General features: G+C 70.9%; 19 protein-coding genes and 1 pseudogene. 6 read left to right on the top strand and 14 right to left on the bottom strand.

Going from position 1 to position 20,227, the window contains the following annotated elements:
- Positions 1-7 precede the first annotated feature (7 nt).
- The gene (locus ACFV3E_RS35140; RefSeq protein ID WP_500538782.1) at positions 8-361 is read right to left on the bottom strand and encodes a VOC family protein; all 354 of its coding nucleotides are present in this window, start codon (positions 359-361) and stop codon (positions 8-10) included.
- A gap of 88 nt (positions 362-449) precedes the next feature.
- Positions 450-1,157: a DUF6082 family protein gene (locus ACFV3E_RS35135; protein ID WP_500538780.1), complete on the bottom strand. Its 708-nt coding sequence runs from the start codon at positions 1,155-1,157 to the stop codon at positions 450-452.
- 232 nt (positions 1,158-1,389) lie between these two features.
- On the opposite strand from ACFV3E_RS35135, the gene ACFV3E_RS35130 reads away from it, so the two are divergent.
- Positions 1,390-1,797 (top strand): nuclear transport factor 2 family protein, encoded by a 408-nt coding sequence (locus ACFV3E_RS35130; protein WP_500538778.1) that lies wholly within the window; start codon positions 1,390-1,392, stop codon positions 1,795-1,797.
- Between the two features lie 9 nt (positions 1,798-1,806).
- On the opposite strand, the gene ACFV3E_RS35125 is transcribed toward ACFV3E_RS35130, so the two are convergent.
- Positions 1,807-2,697: an AraC family transcriptional regulator gene (locus ACFV3E_RS35125; protein ID WP_500538776.1), complete on the bottom strand. Its 891-nt coding sequence runs from the start codon at positions 2,695-2,697 to the stop codon at positions 1,807-1,809.
- 182 nt (positions 2,698-2,879) lie between these two features.
- Between ACFV3E_RS35125 and ACFV3E_RS35120 the strand changes: the two genes are divergently transcribed.
- Positions 2,880-3,962 (top strand): aldo/keto reductase, encoded by a 1,083-nt coding sequence (locus ACFV3E_RS35120; protein WP_500538774.1) that lies wholly within the window; start codon positions 2,880-2,882, stop codon positions 3,960-3,962.
- 75 nt (positions 3,963-4,037) lie between these two features.
- Here ACFV3E_RS35120 and ACFV3E_RS35115 read toward each other — a convergent pair whose 3' ends face one another.
- The 3 genes from ACFV3E_RS35115 to ACFV3E_RS35105 all read right to left on the bottom strand — a co-directional run bounded on the left by ACFV3E_RS35115 (position 4,038) and on the right by ACFV3E_RS35105 (position 7,755).
- Complete coding sequence (locus ACFV3E_RS35115) at positions 4,038-6,419, bottom strand: ATP-binding cassette domain-containing protein (protein WP_500538772.1); 2,382 nt, start codon at positions 6,417-6,419, stop codon at positions 4,038-4,040.
- 244 nt (positions 6,420-6,663) lie between these two features.
- Positions 6,664-7,074, bottom strand: coding sequence for a VOC family protein (locus ACFV3E_RS35110; protein WP_500538770.1), 411 nt, complete (start codon positions 7,072-7,074; stop codon positions 6,664-6,666).
- 108 nt (positions 7,075-7,182) lie between these two features.
- Positions 7,183-7,755, bottom strand: coding sequence for a GNAT family N-acetyltransferase (locus ACFV3E_RS35105; protein ID WP_500538768.1), 573 nt, complete (start codon positions 7,753-7,755; stop codon positions 7,183-7,185).
- 108 nt (positions 7,756-7,863) lie between these two features.
- Between ACFV3E_RS35105 and ACFV3E_RS35100 the strand changes: the two genes are divergently transcribed.
- Positions 7,864-8,325 carry a hypothetical protein gene (locus ACFV3E_RS35100; protein WP_500538766.1) on the top strand — a complete coding sequence of 154 codons (462 nt, stop codon included), beginning with the start codon at positions 7,864-7,866 and terminating at the stop codon, positions 8,323-8,325.
- 12 nt (positions 8,326-8,337) lie between these two features.
- Here the strand turns inward: ACFV3E_RS35100 and ACFV3E_RS35095 are convergent, their stop codons facing one another.
- From ACFV3E_RS35095 to qcrB, 5 genes are all read right to left on the bottom strand, one after another.
- A complete protein-coding gene (locus tag ACFV3E_RS35095; protein WP_500538764.1) occupies positions 8,338-9,570 on the bottom strand; it encodes an MFS transporter in 1,233 nt (410 codons plus the stop codon).
- A gap of 252 nt (positions 9,571-9,822) precedes the next feature.
- Positions 9,823-10,458: a DUF1062 domain-containing protein gene (locus ACFV3E_RS35090; protein ID WP_500538762.1), complete on the bottom strand. Its 636-nt coding sequence runs from the start codon at positions 10,456-10,458 to the stop codon at positions 9,823-9,825.
- Positions 10,459-10,916: 458 nt separating this feature from the next.
- Positions 10,917-11,768, bottom strand: a complete 852-nt coding sequence (locus ACFV3E_RS35085; RefSeq protein ID WP_500538760.1) for an alpha/beta fold hydrolase — start codon at positions 11,766-11,768, stop codon at positions 10,917-10,919.
- Between the two features lie 232 nt (positions 11,769-12,000).
- Entirely contained in the window at positions 12,001-12,951 is a 951-nt protein-coding gene (locus ACFV3E_RS35080) for an alpha/beta hydrolase (protein ID WP_500538758.1), read from the bottom strand.
- A gap of 77 nt (positions 12,952-13,028) precedes the next feature.
- On the bottom strand, positions 13,029-14,657 hold the full coding sequence (gene qcrB / locus ACFV3E_RS35075; RefSeq protein WP_500538756.1) for a cytochrome bc1 complex cytochrome b subunit: 1,629 nt from the start codon (positions 14,655-14,657) through the stop codon (positions 13,029-13,031).
- Between the two features lie 288 nt (positions 14,658-14,945).
- On the opposite strand from qcrB, the gene ACFV3E_RS35070 reads away from it, so the two are divergent.
- Positions 14,946-15,830: a sigma-70 family RNA polymerase sigma factor family protein gene (locus ACFV3E_RS35070; protein WP_500538754.1), complete on the top strand. Its 885-nt coding sequence runs from the start codon at positions 14,946-14,948 to the stop codon at positions 15,828-15,830.
- A 79-nt stretch (positions 15,831-15,909) separates the two neighbouring features.
- Here the strand turns inward: ACFV3E_RS35070 and ACFV3E_RS35065 are convergent.
- The 3 genes and pseudogenes from ACFV3E_RS35065 to ACFV3E_RS35055 all read right to left on the bottom strand — a co-directional run.
- Positions 15,910-16,593, bottom strand: a pseudogene (locus tag ACFV3E_RS35065) (sigma-70 family RNA polymerase sigma factor); the annotation flags it as partial.
- A gap of 432 nt (positions 16,594-17,025) precedes the next feature.
- Positions 17,026-17,466 carry a MarR family winged helix-turn-helix transcriptional regulator gene (locus ACFV3E_RS35060; protein ID WP_500538752.1) on the bottom strand — a complete coding sequence of 147 codons (441 nt, stop codon included), beginning with the start codon at positions 17,464-17,466 and terminating at the stop codon, positions 17,026-17,028.
- The gene (locus ACFV3E_RS35055; RefSeq protein ID WP_500538750.1) at positions 17,463-18,818 is read right to left on the bottom strand and encodes an NAD(P)/FAD-dependent oxidoreductase; all 1,356 of its coding nucleotides are present in this window, start codon (positions 18,816-18,818) and stop codon (positions 17,463-17,465) included. The genes ACFV3E_RS35060 and ACFV3E_RS35055 overlap by 4 nt, the downstream gene beginning before the upstream one ends.
- Before the next feature lie 285 nt (positions 18,819-19,103).
- On the opposite strand from ACFV3E_RS35055, the gene ACFV3E_RS35050 reads away from it, so the two are divergent.
- A complete protein-coding gene (locus ACFV3E_RS35050; protein WP_500538748.1) occupies positions 19,104-19,565 on the top strand; it encodes a hypothetical protein in 462 nt (153 codons plus the stop codon).
- A 138-nt stretch (positions 19,566-19,703) separates the two neighbouring features.
- Positions 19,704-20,183 (top strand): cupin domain-containing protein, encoded by a 480-nt coding sequence (locus ACFV3E_RS35045; protein ID WP_499509659.1) that lies wholly within the window; start codon positions 19,704-19,706, stop codon positions 20,181-20,183.
- Positions 20,184-20,227 lie beyond the last annotated feature (44 nt).

Below are 20,227 nucleotides of genomic sequence, written 5' to 3'. Positions count from 1 at the left end.
CCCGCGGTCAGGCGGGCTGCCACAGCTCGATGCGGTTGCCCTCGGGATCGGTGACCCAGCCGAATCGGCCGACGCCGTCCATGTCCTGCGTCTCCTCGGCCACGTCGGCGCCCTTGCCACGCAGTTGCGCGAGCATGGCGTCCAGGTCGCGGACCCGGAAGTTCAGCATGGTCTGCTGAGTGCGGGACCCGAAGTAGTCGGTCCCGGACTCGAAGGTGGCGAACACCGTCGGCCCGGCCTCCGGACGCCACAGACCGTGCTCATCGGCGTCCAGGCCCAGGCAGTCGCGGTACCACGCGTTCAGGGCCGCGGGGTCGGCCGCCCGCATGAAGTAACCACCGATTCCCAGCACACGTTCCATGCCGCCCATCCTGCCAGGACGGCGATCAGGACGCGCGGCACCACACCATCGCCCGGCAGGCGCCCGGGGCGGCACCCGGGGACGGCCTTCAGCGTCGGCCCCGCAGGAGCGCTCCCAGGGCCAGACCGGTACCCAGGCCGATCAGGGGGCCGGACACGGCCGATCGCCGGCGCGGTGCCCCAGGAGCCCGAGGAGCGGGCACGCCGGGCCCGGCGGCGACGGCCCGGGCGAGTTCCTCGCCGACGACGCCCAGGAAACGACGGCCCGCACGGCTCCCGGACGAGCGGGCGATCCACGAGGCGCGGGCCCTGCTCCAGTAGTCGCGCCCCGCTTCCCCGGTGAACATCCCGGCCAGCATGTCCCGCAGCAGGCCCTCGGGGATCGTCCCGATCTCGTAGCCCATCCACGCGTAGTTCATCATCAGGTCGGCGTAGACGTGCCGTTTCCGCCCGTCCGGATCGGCGATGTCCGTCGCACCCCAGACGGGCTGGAACAGTGCCATGTCGTCGAGCTCCAGCCGGGCCAGCTCCAGGTAGTAGCCGCGGATCCCCTGGATCTGCTCGGCCCTGGCCTGCCGGTTCTGGACGATCAGCGACACCGCGACACCGGCCAGCGCGAGTGCCGAGACGATCGCCGAGGTGAAGCCGTACGCGGCACCGACCTGGCCCAGCCGGTCCCAGTCCACGCCCCGCGAGCCGGAGATCCCCTCCAGCACGAACGGGGACAGCAGGACCGCCGCCAGCACGACCGCTGCGGCCGCCAGCAGCCCCAGAAGCCCGGTGGCGCGTCGGGCCATCGAGCGCCTCCCCACCGGACGATGACGAACCATCACAGCGCACCCTCCCCCAATCCGGGCCCTCCCGGTTGCCACGGGCTGATTGTGCCGTGCCGGCACGGGGGCCGGGGTGCGAGCCCGCTTGCAGGAGGCTGCGCCTACCTGTTGGGAGGGACAGGCTCGTGGAGCGGGCCGTCGCTTTTCTGAAACACTCGGGGCGCCGGACGACTCCGATCACGAAGGAATGTAGGACATGAGCCATGCATCGCCCGTGGAGACGGTCCGGAATTTCTGTGCGGAATTCGGACCCACCTATGACGATGCCGTAGCCGCCTGTCGCCAATTTCTCCATCCCGACGTCAACTGGCAGTCCGTCATCTTCAACGACCATCCCGTGGACGGCCTGGACGCCCTCCTCGACGACCTGCGCCGCGCCCTCGAGACCTTCCGCGCGAGCGGCTTCCGTATGGATGTGCGTCACATACAGGCCGACGGAGACGTCGTTTCCGTGCGCCGGACCGACGAACTCCTTGATGGAGAGGGAAATTCCCTGGAGGCTCACGACATCGTGTCGACCGTCTGTCTCGAGGACGGCAAGATCCGGTGCGCGAGGGACCGCTTCTTCGATTCGGGCAGGTCCGCAGACGCGTGGGGCGACTGACGGCGGCGTCTACTCCTGGACCACCGCCGCGGTCTGCAGGCGAGCGGCGTCCTGGCCCGGCGGGGCGCCGAACATGCGGCGGTACTCGCGGCTGAACTGCGAGGGGCTGTCGTACCCGACGGCGTGACCGACCGCGGCGACGTCGTCCGGTGCCGCGATGAGTCTCAAGCGGGCCTTCTGCAACCGGAGTTGCTTCTGGAACTGCAGCGGGCTCATGGCGGTCACCGCGCGGAAGTGCCGGTTCAGCGAGGAGACGCTCACGCCCACCTCCCGGGCGACGTCGTCGATCCGGATGACCTGGTCGTAGTGGGCCTTGATCCAGTCGATCGCGCGGGCCACGAGCGACATGCGGCTGTCGGCGCGTCCGATCTGCCGGATCAACGCTCCCTGCGGCCCGTTCAGCAGCCGCCAGTGGATCTCGCGTCGCACCCCGGGTGCCAGTACGGGCACGTCCCGGGGCTCGTCCAGCAGGCGCAGCAGCCGGAGGACCGCGTCCAGCAGCCGGTCGTCGGCATCGCTGGTCGCCAGGCCGGGCCCCTCGTACGGGCGGGCCGGGACAGGGGCGGCTTCCAGCAGCAGCTGCGCGATGATCGCCGGCCGCAGCGGAAGCCCGAACCCGAGGAACGGCTCGGTGGCCGAGGCGCGGCTGATCTGCGAGGTCAGGGGCAGCTCCACGGTCGCGACCAGGTACTGGCCCGCCCGGTAGTCGAAGATGCGGTCACCCAGGACCGAGCGCTTCGCTCCCTGGACCGTCAGCGCCATCATCGGCTCGTTGACCGTGCCCATCGGTTCGGTGACGCGGTCGCTCGCGAACACGACCGTTCCCTCGACCCACCGCGGCCGCGGGCTCCCCGAGGCGAGACGCGTGATCCGCTCGCCGATCTCTTCCAGGTGACGCACCTTCCCAGTGGACCACATCATGGCGACGGGCGCACGGACGATCCGGGCGAGGCTGAGCGGATCGTGCAACGATCCGCGCCGATCGGTCTAGGAGAACACCAGGTGGCGGGGTCGAATGGAGGAGCACCAGGGGACGGCCTGCGCGGTCTCCCCCACCCCGTTCTCCGTGAGGATGCCCCGTCATGTCGCTCGATTCCTACGTCACGCTCGGCCGCTCGGGACTGCGCGTCAGCCCCTTCACCCTGGGCACGATGACCTTCGGTGAGGATCACGGATGGGGCTGCAGCCCCGAGGAGTCCGCGAACATCCTGGCCGCCTACCTCGACCGCGGCGGCAACTCGATCGACACCGCGAACATCTACACCAACGGACACTCCGAGAAGATCGTCGGCGACTACTTCGCCGGCCGGTCCGCGCTGCGCGACCGGGTCGTGCTCGGCACCAAGTTCTTCGGCAACCTCTACGAGAACGACCCCAACGGCGGCGGACCCGGCCGCAAGGCGATCGTGCAACAGCTGGAGAACTCCCTGCGGCGCCTGCAGACCGACTACGTCGACATCTACTGGCTCCACAACTTCGACCCGGCCACGCCCGTCGAGGAGACCCTCCGAGCGCTGGACGACCTGGTCCGCGACGGCAAGGTGCGCTACATCGGGTTCTCCGACGTACCGGCGTGGGCGACGGCCGAGGCCGCCACCATCGCGCGCTTCCGCGGATGGGCCCCGGTCGTCGCGCTGCAGCTGGAGTACTCCCTGCTCGAACGCACCTCGGAGGGCGAGCTGATCCCCATGGCCGAGGCCCTCGGCATGGGCGTGATGCCGTGGGGGCCGCTGCGCAGCGGGTTCCTGTCCGGCAAGTACTCCAGCTCCTCCACCGGGCCGGTGGACACCGCGCGCACGCAGCTCGTCGGCGCCCCCGGCGAGGCCGACTACAAGGTCATCGACGCGCTCCACGCCGTCGCCGCCGACGCGGACGCCGACCCCGCCGCCGTCGCGCTGGCCTGGGTGCAGGGCCGCCCCGGGGTCACGTCCACCCTCATCGGCGCACGGCGCATGGACCAGTTCGAGGCCAACCTGCGGGCCCTGGACGTCAGCCTCACCCAGGCCCAGCGCGGTGTGCTCGACGACGTGTCGACGCCGTCGCTGAACTTCCCCGCCCACAACAACGCGACGCTCGCGCCGATGCTCCAGTTCGCCGGGGCGAGCGTCGACGGCCGCCCGTCCATGCCCTCCCCGCTCCTGCGGGCCCACGGCGCCCGCTACTGAGGCGGCTCCCGCGGTGCGCGGGGTGTGTGACGACACGGGGGCCGGGGCGTGATCGCCCCCGGCCCCCGCCGCGCGTCAGGCGCCGACGTAGGAGGCCAGGTGCCGGCCGGTGAGGGTGGAGCCGGCGGCGACGAGGTCCGCCGGGGTGCCCTCGAAGACGATCTGCCCGCCGTCGTGGCCTGCGCCGGGGCCGAGGTCGATGATCCAGTCGGCGTGCGCCATGACCGCCTGGTGGTGCTCGACGACGATGACGGACTTGCCGGAGTCGACGAGACGGTCCAGCAGACCGAGCAATTGCTCGACGTCGGCGAGGTGCAGGCCGGCGGTCGGCTCGTCGAGGACGTAGACGCCGCCCTTGTCGCCCATGTGCGTGGCCAGCTTCAGCCGCTGCCGCTCACCGCCCGACAGCGTGGTGAGCGGCTGGCCGAGGCTGAGGTAGCCGAGCCCGACGTCGGCGAGCCGGCCGAGGATGCGGTGCGCGGCGGGCGTGTGCGCATCGCCGGCGCCGAAGAACTCCTCGGCGTCGGTGACCGACATCGCGAGCACCTCGCTGATGTCGCGCCCGCCGAGGTGGTACTCCAGCACCGAGGCCTGGAACCGCCTGCCCTCGCACTCCTCGCAGGTGCTGGCGACGCCCGCCATCATGGCCAGGTCCGTGTAGACCACGCCGGCTCCGTTGCAGGTGGGGCAGGCGCCCTCGGAGTTGGCGCTGAACAGCGCGGGCTTCACGTCGTTGGCCTTGGCGAACGCCTTGCGGATCGGGTCGAGCAGTCCGGTGTACGTCGCCGGGTTGCTGCGGCGTGAGCCGCGGATGGGGCTCTGGTCGACCGACACCACCCCGGCACCGGCGGGGATCGACCCGTGCACGAGGGAGCTCTTGCCCGAGCCCGCGACGCCGGTGATGACGGTGAGCACCCCGAGCGGGACGTCGACGTCGACGTCGCGCAGGTTGTGCGCCGTGGCCCCGCGGACCTCCAGGTTGCCGGTGGGCTTGCGCACCGTCTCCTTCAGGGAGGCGCGGTCGTCGAAGTGGCGGCCGGTGATGGTGCCGCTGCTCCGCAGCCCCTCGATGTCGCCCTCGAAGCAGACGGTGCCGCCTGCCGTGCCGGCGCCGGGTCCGAGGTCGACGACGTGGTCCGCGATGGCGATCGTCTCCGGCTTGTGCTCCACGACGAGCACCGTGTTGCCCTTGTCCCGCAGGCGCAGCAGCAGGCCGTTCATCCGCTGGATGTCGTGCGGGTGCAGACCGGTGGTGGGCTCGTCGAAGACGTAGGTGGTGTCGGTGAGCGAGGAGCCGAGGTGGCGGATCATCTTGACGCGCTGCGCCTCACCGCCCGAAAGCGTGCCCGACGGCCGTTCGAGCGAGAGGTAGCCGAGTCCGATCTCCACGAACGACTCGAGGGTGTGCTGCAGCTTCGTGAGCAGCGGCGCCACCGAGGGCTCGTCCAGGGCGCGCACCCATGCGACCAGGTCGCTGATCTGCATCGCGCAGGCGTCGGCGATGCTGATCCCGGCGATCTTCGACTCCCGGGCGCCCTCGCTGAGCCGCGTGCCGTCGCACTCCGGGCAGGTGGTGAAGGCGACGGCGCGGTCCACGAACTCGCGGATGTGCGGCTGCATCGCCTCCTTGTCCTTGGCGAGCATCGACTTCTGGACCCGCGGGATCAGTCCCTCGTAGGTCATGTTGATGCCCGCGATCTTCATGCGGGTCGGCTCGCGGTGCAGGAAGTCGTGCAGCTCCTGCTTGCTGAACGTGCGGATCGGCTTGTCGGGGTCGAAGAAGCCGGACTCGGCGTAGAGCCGGGCGTTCCAGCCGCCGCCCTTGTAGCCGGGGACGGTGATCGCGCCCTCGTTGAGCGACTTGGAGTCGTCGAAGATCTGGCTCAGGTCGATGTCGGAGACCGTGCCCCGGCCCTCGCAGCGCGGGCACATGCCGCCGGTGCGCGTGAAGGTGACCTTCTCGGCCTTGCTCGTGCCGCGCTCGACGGTGATCGCACCGCTGGCCCGGACGGAGGGGACGTTGAAGGCGTAGGCACTGGGCGGGCCGATGTGCGGGGTGCCGAGCCGGCTGAAGAGGATGCGCAGCATGGCGTTGGCGTCGGTGACGGTGCCGACGGTGGAGCGGGGGTCCGCCCCCAGCCGCTGCTGGTCGACGGTGATCGCGGTCGTCAGCCCGTCGAGGACGTCGACCTCGGGGCGGGCCAGTGTCGGCATGAAGCCCTGGACGAAGGCGCTGTAGGTCTCGTTGATCAGCCGCTGCGACTCCGCGGCGATCGTGTTGAAGACCAGGGAGCTCTTGCCCGAGCCGGAGACTCCGGTGAACACCGTGAGCCGGCGCTTCGGGATCTCGATGCTGACGTCCTTCAGGTTGTTCTCGCGCGCGCCGTGCACGCGGATCAGATCGTGGCTGTCGGCAACGTGCGGCGCAGGCGACTGCGCGTCCGCCTTCTTGGCCATGTGTGTCGTCTCTCCATCTGTCTCGTGCGTGTGCGGCCGCTCTCGCGGTCTCCGTCGGCGTCGCCTGGCTCGATCTGACCGGCTTCGGTCAAGTATGTCCGGTCCCCCCGCGGCGGCGGGGCGCGGCCACCGTAACCGTCCGCCGGGCCGCCCCGCTCCGCTTCGGCCCGGTCCCCGGCGAACGGACCGGGTGGGGGCCGGGTTCCCGCCGGGGGGCGGCGCGGGAGCGGGGATCACGGGGCGGTCAGCGGACCTCGTTGAAGCGGATCGTGTTGCCCGCGGGGTCGCGGAAGGCGCAGTCGCGGATCCCGTACGGCTGCTCGGCCGGCTCCTGGACGACCTCGGCGCCGCCGGCCACGAGCCGCTCGAAGACACCGTCGAGGTCGGGCGTCGCCAGGGTGAGACGGGCGTAGGTGCCCTTGGTCATCATCTCGGTGATGGTGCGGCGCTCGTCCTCCGTGATGGCCGGGTCGGCGGCCGGCGGCTCCAGGACGATCGACGTGCCGGGCTGGTCGGCGGGGCCGACGGTGATCCAGCGCATGTCGCCGTAGCCGACGTCGTTGCGGACCTTGAAGCCGAGGGTGTCGCGGTAGAAGGCCAGCGAGGCCTCGGGGTCGGTGTGCGGGAGGAAGGTCCAGTGAATGGTGATGTCCATGGCCGTCACGCTAGCCGCGGCCCGCTCGCGGAGGCTTCTCCATTCCTGACCGATCCTCCCGGGCGTCCTGACCGACCGTCCCGGGCGCGCACGGTGACCTCCGCGTACTCAGAGCGCGCGACCCGGCAGGGACGCACTCCACTGGTCCGCGGTCATCCGCCAGACGACCTCGATCCCCACCTCGCCGGGAGCGGAGGGGCCTTCCGGTTCCGGTACGCGTGCGATCTCGGTGAAGCCGAGGCGGCGGGCGACGGCTCCGCTGGCGGCGTTGGCGGCGTCGTGGTGGATCTCCAGCCGGTCGATGCCGGTCAGGCCGAAGCCCTGGCCGACGAGGGCCGCGGCGGCCGCCGTGGCGAGTCCCCGTCCGGTCCACCGGGGGTGGAGCCAGTACCCGATCTCCAGGCCCCCCGCACCGATGCGGCGGTGGAGGCCGCAACTGCCGATCACCACGTCCTCCGACGTGATCGCGTAGGCGTACGCCTCACCGCTCCCCCACTCGTCCTGGCTGCGGGCAAGGAAGCCCGCGGTGTCCTTTCTGCCGTGGCCGGCGGCCCAGGGCATCCAGGGCACCAAGTGGTCAAGGGACTCGTGGATGGCGTGGTCCAGGGCGTCGAGGTCATCGGTGCGCCAGCGGCGCAGTTCGACCTGGTCGGAGCGGAGGATCTCGGCGGGCTCGTCCATGCCCGGATGCTCTCGCGGCCTCCTGCAAGCCGACAACGGGATATCGCCTGGCAGCGGCGGCGGGGGCACCGTGCTGCCCGTCGAGTCCGCTCTGATATGCCTGCCTGCATGAATGCCGATGCCGTCGCCCTGGTCGATGTCTACGAGTGGGCCGCCGCGTGCCGCGGCCGCACCGGGGACCTCCTGGCCGGTCTCGGTCATGCTCCCGATCTCCTGCGGACGGACCCGGGGACCGCGGTGCGCGTCCTCGACGCACGCCTGGCCCGGGAGATCCCCGCGCTCCTCGACCGGGAGGAGTGGGTCGAGCTCCACATGCTGCTGGTGGCCTGCCTCGCGGAGTTCCTGATCAGCGTGCACGGCGCACGCTGGGCGTGGTGCGAGGACTCGGCCTCGCCCGTGGGCGGCCGCTGGGTCTTCACCGGGTTCACGCATCCGCTGGGCGGGCGGACGCCGGCGGTGGACGTGGGCGCGCTCGCGGGCGACGCGCTGGCGTCCGCACCGGCCGTCAGCCTCACCGCACTGATCGACCGCGCGGTGGCGACGGCCGGCATCCGCGTCGTACGCGGCTGAAGGTTCCCGCCCTCAGTTCGCCGTCGGCTCCGCACGTGCCGGCTGTCCCTTCCCCGTCCGCAGGAGACGCAGGCCCGCGAGGCTCTGGAGGGTCATCGCGGCGGCGGCCGCGGTGGTGACCGCGAAGCCGCCACGTGCCCCGGCTGAGTCGATCGCCCAGCCGGAGACCGCCGCCGCGGCGGCCGAACCCGCAGCGCTGGCCGAGCCGAGCCAGGAGAACGCCTGGGTCAGGACGGCCCGGTGGACGGTCGACTCGGTGAGCACGGAGAAGAGCACCAGAAGGGGCTGGATCGTGGCACCGGTCAGGAGGACGACCAAGCCGAGCCCGAACGGTGAGCCGGCCGTGGGCAGCAGCAGCGTGCCGAGCAGGAGCACACTGGTCGCCGCCAGCAGTTGCACCGGGGGCGTGGCGCCCCACCGGCGCGACCCGTACACCCAACCGGCCAGCAGACCGCTGCAACTGGAGACGGTGAAGACCACGGCTGCGGCGCCCGGTGCGCCGTGCTCCACCGCGAAGGCGGTCACCGACACCTGCATGGCGCCGAAGAACACACCGAGAGCGAGGTTGAGCCCCATCAGTACGAAGACCGCGCCGCACAGCAACGACCGGCCCGCACCGGCGTGTACGGCGCTGTCGGCCGCCGGCGGGGGCGCGCTGCCGCGCTGCGCCGCGAGGACCAGGCCGCCGGCCACCGACAAGGAGGCGGCCAGTACCGTGCCGACCGCGGGATGTCCGGCCGCGGCGAGTGCGCTGACCAGCACCGGGCCCACGAGGTAGGCCACCGCGTTGCCGATCGACTCCAGCGCGAAAGCGGTGGGCAGTTCCGCGGCCCGGTCGGTGCGCAGCAGCGCCGCCCAGCGTGCCGCGGACATCGCGCTGAGCTGGGGAAGGCTGGCCCCGACCAGCGCACCGCCCAGCGTCATGAGGGCGTCGGAGGCGTCGGCGGCGACCAGGGACACGAGGACGGCCACCGCGAGGGCGTGGGCGAGCAGTGCGGGCGGCAGGACCCGGGTCTGCCCGAACCGGTCCACCAGCCGGGCCAGTTGGGGCGCCACGAGCGCGTCGGTCACCGCGAATCCGCCGCCGACCAGGCCGGCCGCGGCGAAGGTGCCGGTACGGCTGTGCACGAGCCAGACGATGCTGAGGCCGGTCATCGCGATGCCGACGCGTCCGAGCGATGCGGGCAGGAAGAAGGCCGCGGCCCCGGGGGTACGCAGCAGGGAACGGTAGTTCGCCGAGGGCACGGCGATTCCCTTTCGCTGCCCGGCGGGACGGCCCACCTGGGACGCCGGTGCCCGGATGTGCCGTCCCGTGGAAGCCGCCTGAAACCGTCCAGTGGTGGCGCGGAGAGGGGGCACGCGCCCCGCACCGACTCCATCACCGGGCAGAAATCTTGACGTGTTGTGGGTGGCCATCCTCGACGCCGGCGCCGGTGATGTCCATGCTCCGCGCACCGACCGGCCGGACCGGTGCGCGGAGCGGTCGGCGCCGCGACCCTAGGCCCTGTGACCCGCTGCCACGTCGCGCGGAGGCGGTGGGGTGGCGGTGACGAAGAAGGTGAAGTCTGCGCGTGCCTTGGCGTCGACGGCCAGAGGCAGGCGTAGCCGCCCGGAGGCCACCATGGCCCTCACGGCGGATCGGCTCAGGCCGAGCCCGGTCATGAGCAGCTTCTCGACCCTGATGGGCGCAGGGAGGTCGAAACCGACGACGACCTCGAACGACGTCGGATCGTCCCGCTCGATGTCGTAGAACGGCATGTCGGTCTCCAGCTCCCATGTGCCGGTCCAGTCGAGCCGGTACCCGGCCCTTCCGACCGGCGCCCCGTCCATCATCAGATGCCGCACCATGGCCGGATCGTTGTTCTCGAACATCAGCAGCCGCTCATGGTCGAGTGCCTGCACGTGGACGCGCTCGTGGACGGGGATCTTCGACGTACGGCCGCACAGCTCGCAGCAGATCAGCATCCAGACGTCGAGGAGCTTGCCGCTCGCGTTCACGCGGAACTTGCCGCTGGGACGGTGGCGCGTGGACCTGCACGACACGCACGCCGTGACGATGGCGGGCAGGCAGAGCTCCCTGATCACCCACAGCGCTTTCCGGTCGGCGTCGGAACCGCCGCTTTCAGCGGACACACGGATACTGCGGACCTCGTTCATGGCTTCGGCGAACTCCAGGGCTGACGGAGGAGGCGTCAGGGAGCGCGTCGCGGCGCTGTGAACTCCCCCGGATCCAGTGGCGTGAGGCCGGCGTCCGAGAGCGGAGCACACCGGCCGGCGCGACGTGGCACAGCACGTCGTGTGAAGGAAGCCCGCACTGATCACACGATGCGGGCTTCGAACGGCACGCCGGAACCTGACGGGGAGTGAGTCGAACCCGTCTTCATTCCGCACGTGCGCCACTGGTTACAGATCCATGGCCGAGATGATGTTCGACCTGAGGGCCGTCAGGCAACCGAATTTCCGGGAGGCCACGAACGGCGGGCGGGGCGGCGCATCGTGCGCCGCCCCCCCCGCGGGGGGGGCCCGGGGGGGGGGGGGGCGGGGCGGCGCCCGCCCCCCCCCCCCGCCCCGCGGGGTCACCGGGCCGGCGGTCAGCGGACCGAGCGCGCGGCTTCCTCGATGATGCGCGCGGACTCCTTCGGGTGGGAGACGCTCACCGCGTGGGACGAACGGACCTCCTCCACGTGGGACTTGGCGCGCTTGGCCATGAAGACCTGGAGCTCGCGGGGGATGTTCCGGTCGTTGGAGGCCACCAGGGTCCACGAGGGGATGGTCTTCCACGCGGGCTCGCCGGAGGGTTCGTACAGCGCGCCGCCGGACACGGGGCGCTGGGTGGCCGCCATGATCTCCGCGGTGTGCGCGGGGACGTCCGCGGCGAACTGGTGGTGGAACTTGGCCTGGTCGATGTAGAGGTCGACGCCCTTGGAACCGTCGGGCATCGTCACCGGCACCTGCTTCAGCGCGTCGCCGAGCGTGCTGCCCTCGAACTTCAGCGACAGGTCGAAGGCGTTCTCGCCCTTGTCGGGCATGAAGGCGGCCAGGTAGACGAGGGCCTTGACCTTGTCGGAGCCGTAGGCGGCGTTGGAGATCACGGCGCCGCCGTAGGAGTGGGCGGCCAGGACCACGGGCCCGTCGATGCTGTCCACCAGTTCCCGGACGTACGCGGCGTCGCCGGCCAGCCCGCGCAGCGGATTGGACGCCGCCACCACGGGGTAGCCGTCGTGCTCCAGCTTCTTGACGACGTCGTTCCAGCTGGAGGAGTCGGCGAACGCGCCGTGGACCAGGACCACGGTCGGCTTGCGGTGGTGCGAGGGTGCGCCGTGCCCGCCCTTGGTGGCGCTGGCGGGGGCCATGGTCGCGGCGAGCAGACCGGCTGCGACGGTCACCGTCGCCATGACGGTGAGCGGGGTGCGGAGGGTCCGGTAACGGGCATGACGGTTCACAGGAAGGCCCTTTCGAGGCGGGAGATGGTTGTGCGATCCGGGCCCCGGGAACGAGGTCCGGTGGAGGGTGCGGCGGGATGCGCCGCACGTCTGAGAGAGGTGGCTCGCGGCCGGCAACCGGGGACGTCCGGGTCCGCGACCACCGGGAATCACCGGTGCGGGCGCTTCTCGGGGAGGCCCGCGGGCAGGGGCGGCGCAGTGGCCCGGCCCCGCGCTCCGGCGGTGGGGGAACTCAGTTGGTGTGCAGCGCGGTGTGCAGCGCGCGGGTCGCCTGCTCCATGGCGGCGGTGGTCGCCTGCGTGGAACGGACGGGGTTGAGCATCATGAAGTCGTGCAGGGTGCCGTTGTAGCGGACGCTGGTGGTGGGCACGCCGGCCAGCGTGAGCTTGCGGGCGTAGGCCTCGCCCTCGTCGCGCAGCACGTCGTTCTCGTCGGTGATGACCAGCGCCGGCGGCAGGCCCTGGAGGTCCTCCAGGCTCGCCCGCAGCGGCGAGGCGGTGATCTCCGCCCGCTGCGCCGGGTCGGTGGTGTAGCAGTCCCAGAACCAGGCCATGGCCTTCGCGGTCAGGTGCGGGCCGTCTGCGAACTCCCGGTAGCTGCCGGTGTCCTGGGCCGCGTCGGTCACGGGGTAGTAGAGCGACTGGTGGACGAAGGTCACGTCGCCGCGCCGCTTCGCCATGATCGTCAGCGCCGCGGTCATGTTGCCGCCGACGGAGTCGCCGGCGACGGCCATGCGCGAGGCGTCCAGGCCCTCGTCCGCGCTGTTCTCGGTGACCCAGCGGGCCGTCGCGTACGCCTGCTCGATCGCGACCGGGTACCGGACCTCGGGCGAGCGGTCGTACTCCACGAACACCATCGCGGCGTGCGCCATGACCGCCAGCTCGCGCACGAGCCGGTCGTGCGTGCCCGCGTTGCCGAGCACCCACCCGCCACCGTGCACGTACAGCACGACGGGCAGGACCTCCTCCGCGCCCACGGGCTTGACGACGCGCACCCGCACCTCACCCACCTCGGCCGGCACGGTGATCCACTTTTCCTGGACGTCGTACTTCTCGACCGGCGCCGCCTGCAGGTCGTCGAGGACCTTGCGGGCGCCTTCCGGACCGAGCTCGTAGAGGAATGGCGGCTTCGCCGTCGCGTCCGCGATTTCCTGAGCCGCAGGCTCGAGGACGGGCTTGCTCATTGTCGAACTCCCAAGTTCGGCACTATCGTGCACTTCCTTCGCCTTTATGACAAAGGACCGGCTGAATATGTGACACCTCAGTGGACGATGTTCTTCTCACCGTGGTCGTGGTTGATCTCCTCGAATTCCCGCACGGTGGGCTTGGGAATCTGCGTTCCCTTCCCGTACAGGCCCCGGCTGAGCAGGGCCCGCAGCCGCTCCACACGGCCGGCCCTGCCGTCCGGGGACAAGCGGAGGGGCGCGTACTGCTCGTGCTGCGTGAGGAGGTGGAGTTGCTCGCGGCCCAGCGGCTGGTGGACCTCGACGTACTCGCCGTCCGGCAGGCGCTTGATGATCCCGGTCTCGCGGCCGTGCAGCACCTTGTCGCGGTCGCTGCGCTGGAGGGCGAGCGCCCAGCGCTTGGTCACGACGTACACCACGAAGGGCACGACGAACAGGCCGATGCGGACGGCCCACGTCACGGCGTTGACCGACATGTGCAGGCGGATGGAGATCACGTCGTTCGCGGCGCCCAGCAGCGCCACCGCGTACACGCTGACCCACGCCGCGCCCAGGGCGGTGCGCACCGGCCGGTTGCGGGGCCGGTCGAGGATGTGGTGGTCGCGGTTGCCGTCCTTGGTGACCCATGCCTCGACGAACGGGTAGGCGCCCAGGGCGAGGAAGAGCCCGGCGCCCGCCAGCAGCGGCACGAGGTTGTCCAGCGCCAGGGTGTGGCCCAGGAAGACGACCTCCCAGCCGGGCATGACGCGCAGCAGACCGTCGAGCACACCCATGTACCAGTCGGGCTGTGAACCGGCGGTGACCTGGTCGGGCCTATAGGGGCCGTACAGCCAGATGGGGTTGATCTGCGTGGTCGAGGCGATGATGAGGACGACCCCGCTGACCAGGAGGAAGTACGCTCCCGACTTCACGGCGTAGACCCGGAAGGGCAGGCCGACCACGTTCCGCTCGGTACGTCCGGGCCCCGGGTACTGCGCGCGCCGGTGACGGCGCGCCAGGACCAGGTGGGCGACGAGGATGCCCGCCATGAGGGCGGGGATCACCACGACGTGGAGCGTGTTGAAGTGCGCGATCAGGTCCTTGCCCGGGTACTCGCCCCCGAAGAGGTACATCGACAGGTAGGTCCCGACGACCGGTATCGAGAGGATGGTGCCGTTCACGACCATGAGTCCGGTCCCGGAGAGCAGGTCGTCCGGGAGGTCGTAGCCCGTCAGCCCCTCGAACATGCCCAGGACCAGCAGGGAGAAGCCGAGCACCCAGTTGAGCTCGCGCGGCTTGCGGAACGCACCGGTGAAGAACACCCGGAGCATGTGGGCGAACATGCTGGCGACGAAGATCAGCGCCGCCCAGTGATGGGCCTGGCGGATCAGCAGGCCGCCGCGCACCTCGAAGGAGATGCGCATCGTCGAGTCGAAGGCCTCGGACACCATTTGGCCCTGCAGCGGTGCGTAACTGCCGTGGTATTCCACCGGCGTCATCGACGGATGGAAGTACAGCGACAGGTACACCCCTGTCAGGACGAGGATGAAGAAGCTGTAGAGGGATATCTCCCCCAGCATGAAGGACCAATGGCTGGGGAATGCCTTCCGCATCCCGGACGATCTGGTACGTCTGTCGACGCCCAGTCGTTCGCCGACCCATTCGGCGACTTTCACCCCCCGGTCCGGCGGTCGTTCCGAATCGGGGGGCCGGCTGTCACCGTCCATGTTCCTGTCACCATTCATGTTTCACCCATGGCGGGTCGCGGGTCGGCACTCTCGTGCACCTTCCAGCAATACGACCGATCACGCGGCGAAAGTGTGACGTGCGCCGTCTGCGCGGTAATGCGGAAGGGAGTTTCGCGCCCTGTTCACGGGGGTGGACCGGCGCGCGGACAGCTCCGCCGGCGGCCGGCGCGTGGGCTCAATGTCACAAGGTCCGCACGGACCTGGTCTCACCACTAGGACCGGAATTCGGTGCCATGTCGGTGTGGTGGGCGAGGGAGGTCGGGGGTCATGGATTTCTCCGGTGACGCGGTGCCGATCGCGGAGCTGCTGGACGAACGTCGGCACTTGCTGGACGTGGCGTTGTGGATGGTGGGTGGCACGGCGGAGGCCGAGGCGGTCGTCGACGAGGCCTACCGCCGGTGGTTCGAGCTGCCGGAGGCGGTCCGCCGGTCGATCGATCCGCCCGGGGCGTGGCTCGTGAAGACGGTCGGCGCGATCTGTCTGGCGCGGCTGGCCACGTCCGCGGGGGGAACCGTCCCGCCGGTGACGGACACGGAACGGCCGGGCGTGGGTGCCGAGCTGGAGCAGGAGATCGGCGAGGTCCTTCTGACGGCCCTGGCCGCGCTGTCGCCCGTGGAGCGGGCGGCGTTCGTGCTCAACGACTGCTTCGGGATGGCGCTGGGCGCCGTGGCGGACGTGGTGGGGCGGTCGGAGCCGGAATGCGCCGAGCTCGCCGATCGTGCGCGCCTGACGATCCGGGCCTGCCGGTCGCATCCGGTGACACCGCAGGAGCAGGACGCGGTGGCGCGCGCGGTGCACGCGGCCTGCGCGGGCGACGACGTGGTGCGGCTGGCGTCGCTGATGTGTCCGGACGCCACGGCGTTCTTCGACGGTGGCGGGAAGATCCGGGCACTGGTCCGGCCGGTGCACGGCGCCGAGGCGGTCGCGCGCAGTCTGCTGACCTTGCTCTCGCACCGCCAGCGGGTGGCCCTGTCCGCCCACTCCGTGAACGGCCGCACCGGTCTGGTGGCCCGCTACGAGGGCCGGGTGGTGGCGGTCATCAGCCTGGACGTCGCCGACCACCGCGTCTCGCAGGCCTGGATCGTCCTCAACCCCGACAAGCTCCGGCCCTGGAACCATCCGACCCGCCCGGTCGGCACCCTCGGATCCTGACGGCTCCGCGAGCCCTTCATGCGCCCGCGTCCGTCGTCCGCGACGGACCGGCGGCGCAGACCCCGTCGCGGACCGTGGGGGCCGCCCCGTGCGGGCCGCCGCGTTCGGCCAGGCGGTCCGCGACGTCCGGGGCGAGGAGCGCTTCCAGCGGAGCGAGGTTCCCCGTCCGGGACGCCGAGACGAAGGTCTCCAGGAGGCGCTGGTGCTCCCCGGCGTCGACGGTCCCGCGGGGCTTCTCCATCACATGTCTGCGGGCCCGGCTGACGATCTTGCGGACGTTGACGATACTGAGCCGGAGTATCTCGGCGATCTCCGGATAGGCGTAGTCGAACGCCTCGCGCAGGACGTAGGCCGCGCGTTCCGTGGGGTTCAGCCGCTCCAGGACCAGCAGCAGGGCGAACTCCACGGCCTCCGTCCGCTGGACGCCCGCCTCGGGGTCCGCGCTCGTGTCCACGGGTTCGGGCAGCCATGGCCCGATGTAGGTCTCCCGGCGCACCCGGGCGGATTGTGCGACGTTGATGGCCAGCCGGGTCGTCGTGGTGGAGAGGAAGGCGGCCGGGCTGAGCACCGCGGAGCGGTCGGTCCGTTGCCAGCGCAGCCACACCTCCTGCACCACGTCCTCGGCCTCGACGGCGCTGCCGAGCACGCGGTACGCGATGCCGAACAGGCGTGGCTGAAGTTCGACGAAGGCGGAGGCCGCCTCGTCGAGGCTTGGTGCTGAGGGGGACGGCTCGGCGTCCGCGTTCCGCCGGTCAGAGGTCATTTACGGGCAGCCCCCGACCGTGTGACACGAAGGTGTCACACGATGCACTACATGGGTGGCCACTACACGGTCTCTGTTCACCGAGCGTCACGATCTCTCCATTCACGTCCGCTGAATAGACCGGAAGGGGCCCGATCATGTGACAGAAAAGGGCGGGAGAAAGTCGTCGTCGGCACCGCAACAACAGGCTTACGGGGAGCGCATGATGTGTTCCACGGGCTCACAACCCACCGTTGCCTCACATCGTACGCTGGACAAACGGAGCAAATGGGACGTCGAATCCGGCACTTCGCCAAAAACCGCGCAGATTCGACCCTCTGTTGCCAGGGAAAGAGTGACACGTTATTCATCCGTGGCGGAAAGTTCCGCATACACGAATGCCAACGTGACGGAAAGTGATGGGCCGGGCCGGGGCGCACCCGCCTCCAGGGGCTACGAGGGCCCCTGGAGGTAGCGGATCAGGTCGGCGTCGGTGTCGTCCGCGCGGAGGCCGGACACGACGTCGTGGACGGCGCGCTCCAGCAGCGGCACCCCGAGCCGCAGCACGTCCTGCGCGACCGGGGTGAGGTGCACGTCCACGCTCCGCCGGTCGTACGCCGAGGTGCGCGTGGTGATCAATCCCCGGTCGCGCAGCCGCGTCACCAGCCGGCTGGTCGCGGACTGGGTCAGGCCGATCGCGTCGGCCAGTTCGTCGAAGTGGAGCTGGCCCTCGGCGTCGCGGATGCTCTCCTGGAGAGCCCGCAGGGCCTGGAACTCCCGTGCGCTCACGCCCAGTTGCCCGTGCAGCGCCCGCTCGACGCGGTTCTCGACGCGGCGGTGGAGCCGGTCGAGCGCGCTCCACCGCCCGCTCGGCGTCGTCTTCCCGGCGTTCACACTCCGGCGTGGTCGCCCGCCCGCGGCTCCGCGGGACGCCGGGGGGAGGCACTCGTGACGAACGCGTCCCGCGGGTGCTGCACGGAGGCGAGGGAGACGAGGTCCCGGCCGAACAGGGCGGCGGTGAGCCAGACGGTGAGCACCCGGACCTTCCGCTCCCAGGTGGGCACCGCGAGCACGTGGTAACCGCGGTGCATCAGCCAGGCCGGGAACCCCTTGATGACGATGGCCTTGTACTGGAAGATGCCGCGTCCCAGGCCCAGCGTGGCGACCACGCCGAGGCTGCTGTGGCGGTAGTCCCGGACCCTGCCGCCGCGCAGGCTCGCGACGATGTTCTTGGCCAGGCGCTTGCCCTGCCGGACCGCGTGCTGGGCGTTCGGCACCGTGTGCGCCCCCGCCACGGGCGAGGCCAGGTCGGGCACGGCCGCGTCGTCCCCGGCCGCCCACACGTCCGGCACCGGCTCGGCGTCCGTACCCACCCGGAGGTCCGGCCGCACGACGAGCAGGCCGCGCTCGTCGACCGGCAGATCCGTGTGGTTGTGCACCACGGGGTTCGAGGCGTTGCCGGCGGTCCAGACGATGAGTTCCGAGTCGAACTCCTCCCCGCTGGACAGCACGACGTGCCCGTCCTCGGCGGAGACCAGCTGGGTGTTCAGGTGCACATGGCCGCCGCGGCGCTCCAGGTGGCGCACGACCCAGGCCCCGGGCCCGTCGCTCACCTCGGGCAGGATGCGCCCCCGCGCCTCCACCAGGTGGAACGACAGCTCCCCCAGGCTCAGTTCCGGGTAGGACTTGAGCATCGCGGTCGCCAGCGACAGCAGCTCGCCGAAGCCCTCGACGCCGGAGAACCCACCGCCCACGAAGGTGACGGTGAGCAGCTTCCGCCGCTCGGGCCCGGGGGGCAGCGAGGCGGCCTGGTCGAACGCCGTCAGCAGCCGGTCGCGGATGGCGACCGCCTCCTCGACGTGCTTCAGGCCGATGGCGTGCCGGGCCAGGCCCGGGATGGGGAAGGTACGGGTCACGGCTCCCGCGGTGACGACGAGGGTGTCGTAACGGAGTTCGTACTCCTCCCCCTTCGCGGGCCGGACCGTCACCGTGCGGTCGGCGTGGCGGATCCCGGTCACGCTGCCCGCGACCAGCCGGGACTTGTGCAGGTGCCGCCGCACCGACACGGCGGCGTGGCGTGCCTCCACCGAACCGGCGGTCACCTCCGGCAGGAACGGCTGGTACGTCATGTAGGGACGCGGGTCGACGACGGTGACCCGCGCCTCCCCGGGCCGCAGGGTCTTCTCAAGGCCCCAGGCGGTGTAGAAGCCCGCGTAGCCACCGCCGACGATCAGGATCTCGCGCATGATTCCCTCTGTTTCTCTCCGTCACCAGTAAGACAGCGCAGGCCCTGCCGGTGTGACAGAGCATGTCCGCTCAGTGGTGAACACTGTGATCGCGGCGGGGATGTATCGGGAGATTTGCTACAAGAACGACCGTTTGGGGGTCTGTGCGCAGCCCCTCCGCTCGCCGGACGGATCAACACTGTCTGCTACGTTCCTGAGCACTCGACGTCAGCCGGCCCCGGGCTGACGTCCACGGCGGCGCCCCGCGCGCCCCCCACCTTCGCCTTCCTTCTTCTGGAGCTCCACGTGCGCACAGCACTCCTGTCCGCCGTACTCGTCAGCACCGTCGCGCTCGCGCCGTTGGCCACGGCGTGCACGGACGACCCTCCCCCCGACGACGCCCACACCTCGCCGCCCGCGACGGCCCTGCGCGGCGGTGCCGTCTGCTCCGCCCACTTCAGCTTCGCCACCGACGTCTCCTGCGGCCTGACCGAATTCGGCGACGTGCGCTTCCACTGCGCCGACGAGCTCACCGGTACGTGTCCGAGGACCCGCTCCGTTACGCTGGAGAACATCGGCAGGACGCCGGTCAAGCTCGTGGCCGTCAGCGGATCGGAGCCCGGCGAGAGGCACGAGACGGTCACCGGGACCCTGCCCTCCGGGGGCCGGCAGGTCCTCACGCCCCGCGCGGGCGACACCTACCTCTACGACATCCTCCTGCGCGCGGACGACGGCCTGGCCGCGGTGGGCGTCGTCGCCGTCTCCTGACGCCACGGAGCTGTCACACCCGCGCGGGCAACCCGGTCTCCCCGAGAGGGGCGTGGTCATGGACGGCCGACCGCAGCGGTCGGCGCACGCCCCGCCGGTGCGCCACGGCGCACACGACGCGAGCGAGGGATGGTAGGCATGTCATACCCAAAGCAGGTGTACTTCGGGGACAGCGGCGAGGTCAACGCCAACTTCCGCCCCGCGAGCGCCCCTCCGAACGTCGGCCAGGCCGGGGACGGCATCCACTACCTGGCGACCACGGACATGACGCGGGGCGAGTACGGCCTCTACCGCGTCATGATGAGGGCGAACGCGGGCGGTCCCAAGACGCACTTCCACCGCACCATCTCGGAGTCCTTCTTCATCCTCAACGGAACCGTCCGCCTCTACAACGGCGAGAAGTGGGTGGACGCGCAGGAGGGCGACTTCCTGCACGTCCCGCAGGGCGGGCTGCACGCCTTCCGCAACGACTCCGACGCCCCGGCGGAGATGCTGCTGCTCTTCACGCCGGGCGCACCGCGTGAGGAGTACTTCGAGCAGATCTCGCAGATGGGCAACGCCACGGCGGAGGAGCGCGCCGCGTTCCTGGACAAGCACGACTCGTACTTCGTCGACTGACCGGGCCGCTCCCCCGGCGCCGCGCCCCCCTGGGCGGTGCCGGG

It is taken from the genome of Streptomyces sp. NPDC059718 (assembly GCF_042733315.1).
Lineage (GTDB): Bacteria > Actinomycetota > Actinomycetes > Streptomycetales > Streptomycetaceae > Actinacidiphila.
The sequence above is the reverse complement of the archived record's forward strand: the minus strand, read 5'-3'. Positions and strand labels throughout refer to the sequence as shown.

Coding starts and splice junctions, on each gene's coding strand:
- ACFV3E_RS35080 (WP_500538758.1), bottom strand. CDS start 12,951: ATGAGCAAGCCCGTCCTCGAGCCTGCGGCTCAGGAAATCGCGGACGCG.
- ACFV3E_RS35115 (WP_500538772.1), bottom strand. CDS start 6,419: ATGGCCAAGAAGGCGGACGCGCAGTCGCCTGCGCCGCACGTTGCCGAC.
- ACFV3E_RS35100 (WP_500538766.1), top strand. CDS start 7,864: ATGAATGCCGATGCCGTCGCCCTGGTCGATGTCTACGAGTGGGCCGCC.
- ACFV3E_RS35105 (WP_500538768.1), bottom strand. CDS start 7,755: ATGGACGAGCCCGCCGAGATCCTCCGCTCCGACCAGGTCGAACTGCGC.
- ACFV3E_RS35045 (WP_499509659.1), top strand. CDS start 19,704: ATGTCATACCCAAAGCAGGTGTACTTCGGGGACAGCGGCGAGGTCAAC.
- ACFV3E_RS35055 (WP_500538750.1), bottom strand. CDS start 18,818: ATGCGCGAGATCCTGATCGTCGGCGGTGGCTACGCGGGCTTCTACACC.
- ACFV3E_RS35135 (WP_500538780.1), bottom strand. CDS start 1,157: ATGGCCCGACGCGCCACCGGGCTTCTGGGGCTGCTGGCGGCCGCAGCG.
- qcrB (WP_500538756.1), bottom strand. CDS start 14,657: ATGGACGGTGACAGCCGGCCCCCCGATTCGGAACGACCGCCGGACCGG.
- ACFV3E_RS35120 (WP_500538774.1), top strand. CDS start 2,880: ATGTCGCTCGATTCCTACGTCACGCTCGGCCGCTCGGGACTGCGCGTC.
- ACFV3E_RS35140 (WP_500538782.1), bottom strand. CDS start 361: ATGGAACGTGTGCTGGGAATCGGTGGTTACTTCATGCGGGCGGCCGAC.
- ACFV3E_RS35130 (WP_500538778.1), top strand. CDS start 1,390: ATGAGCCATGCATCGCCCGTGGAGACGGTCCGGAATTTCTGTGCGGAA.
- ACFV3E_RS35070 (WP_500538754.1), top strand. CDS start 14,946: ATGGATTTCTCCGGTGACGCGGTGCCGATCGCGGAGCTGCTGGACGAA.
- ACFV3E_RS35110 (WP_500538770.1), bottom strand. CDS start 7,074: ATGGACATCACCATTCACTGGACCTTCCTCCCGCACACCGACCCCGAG.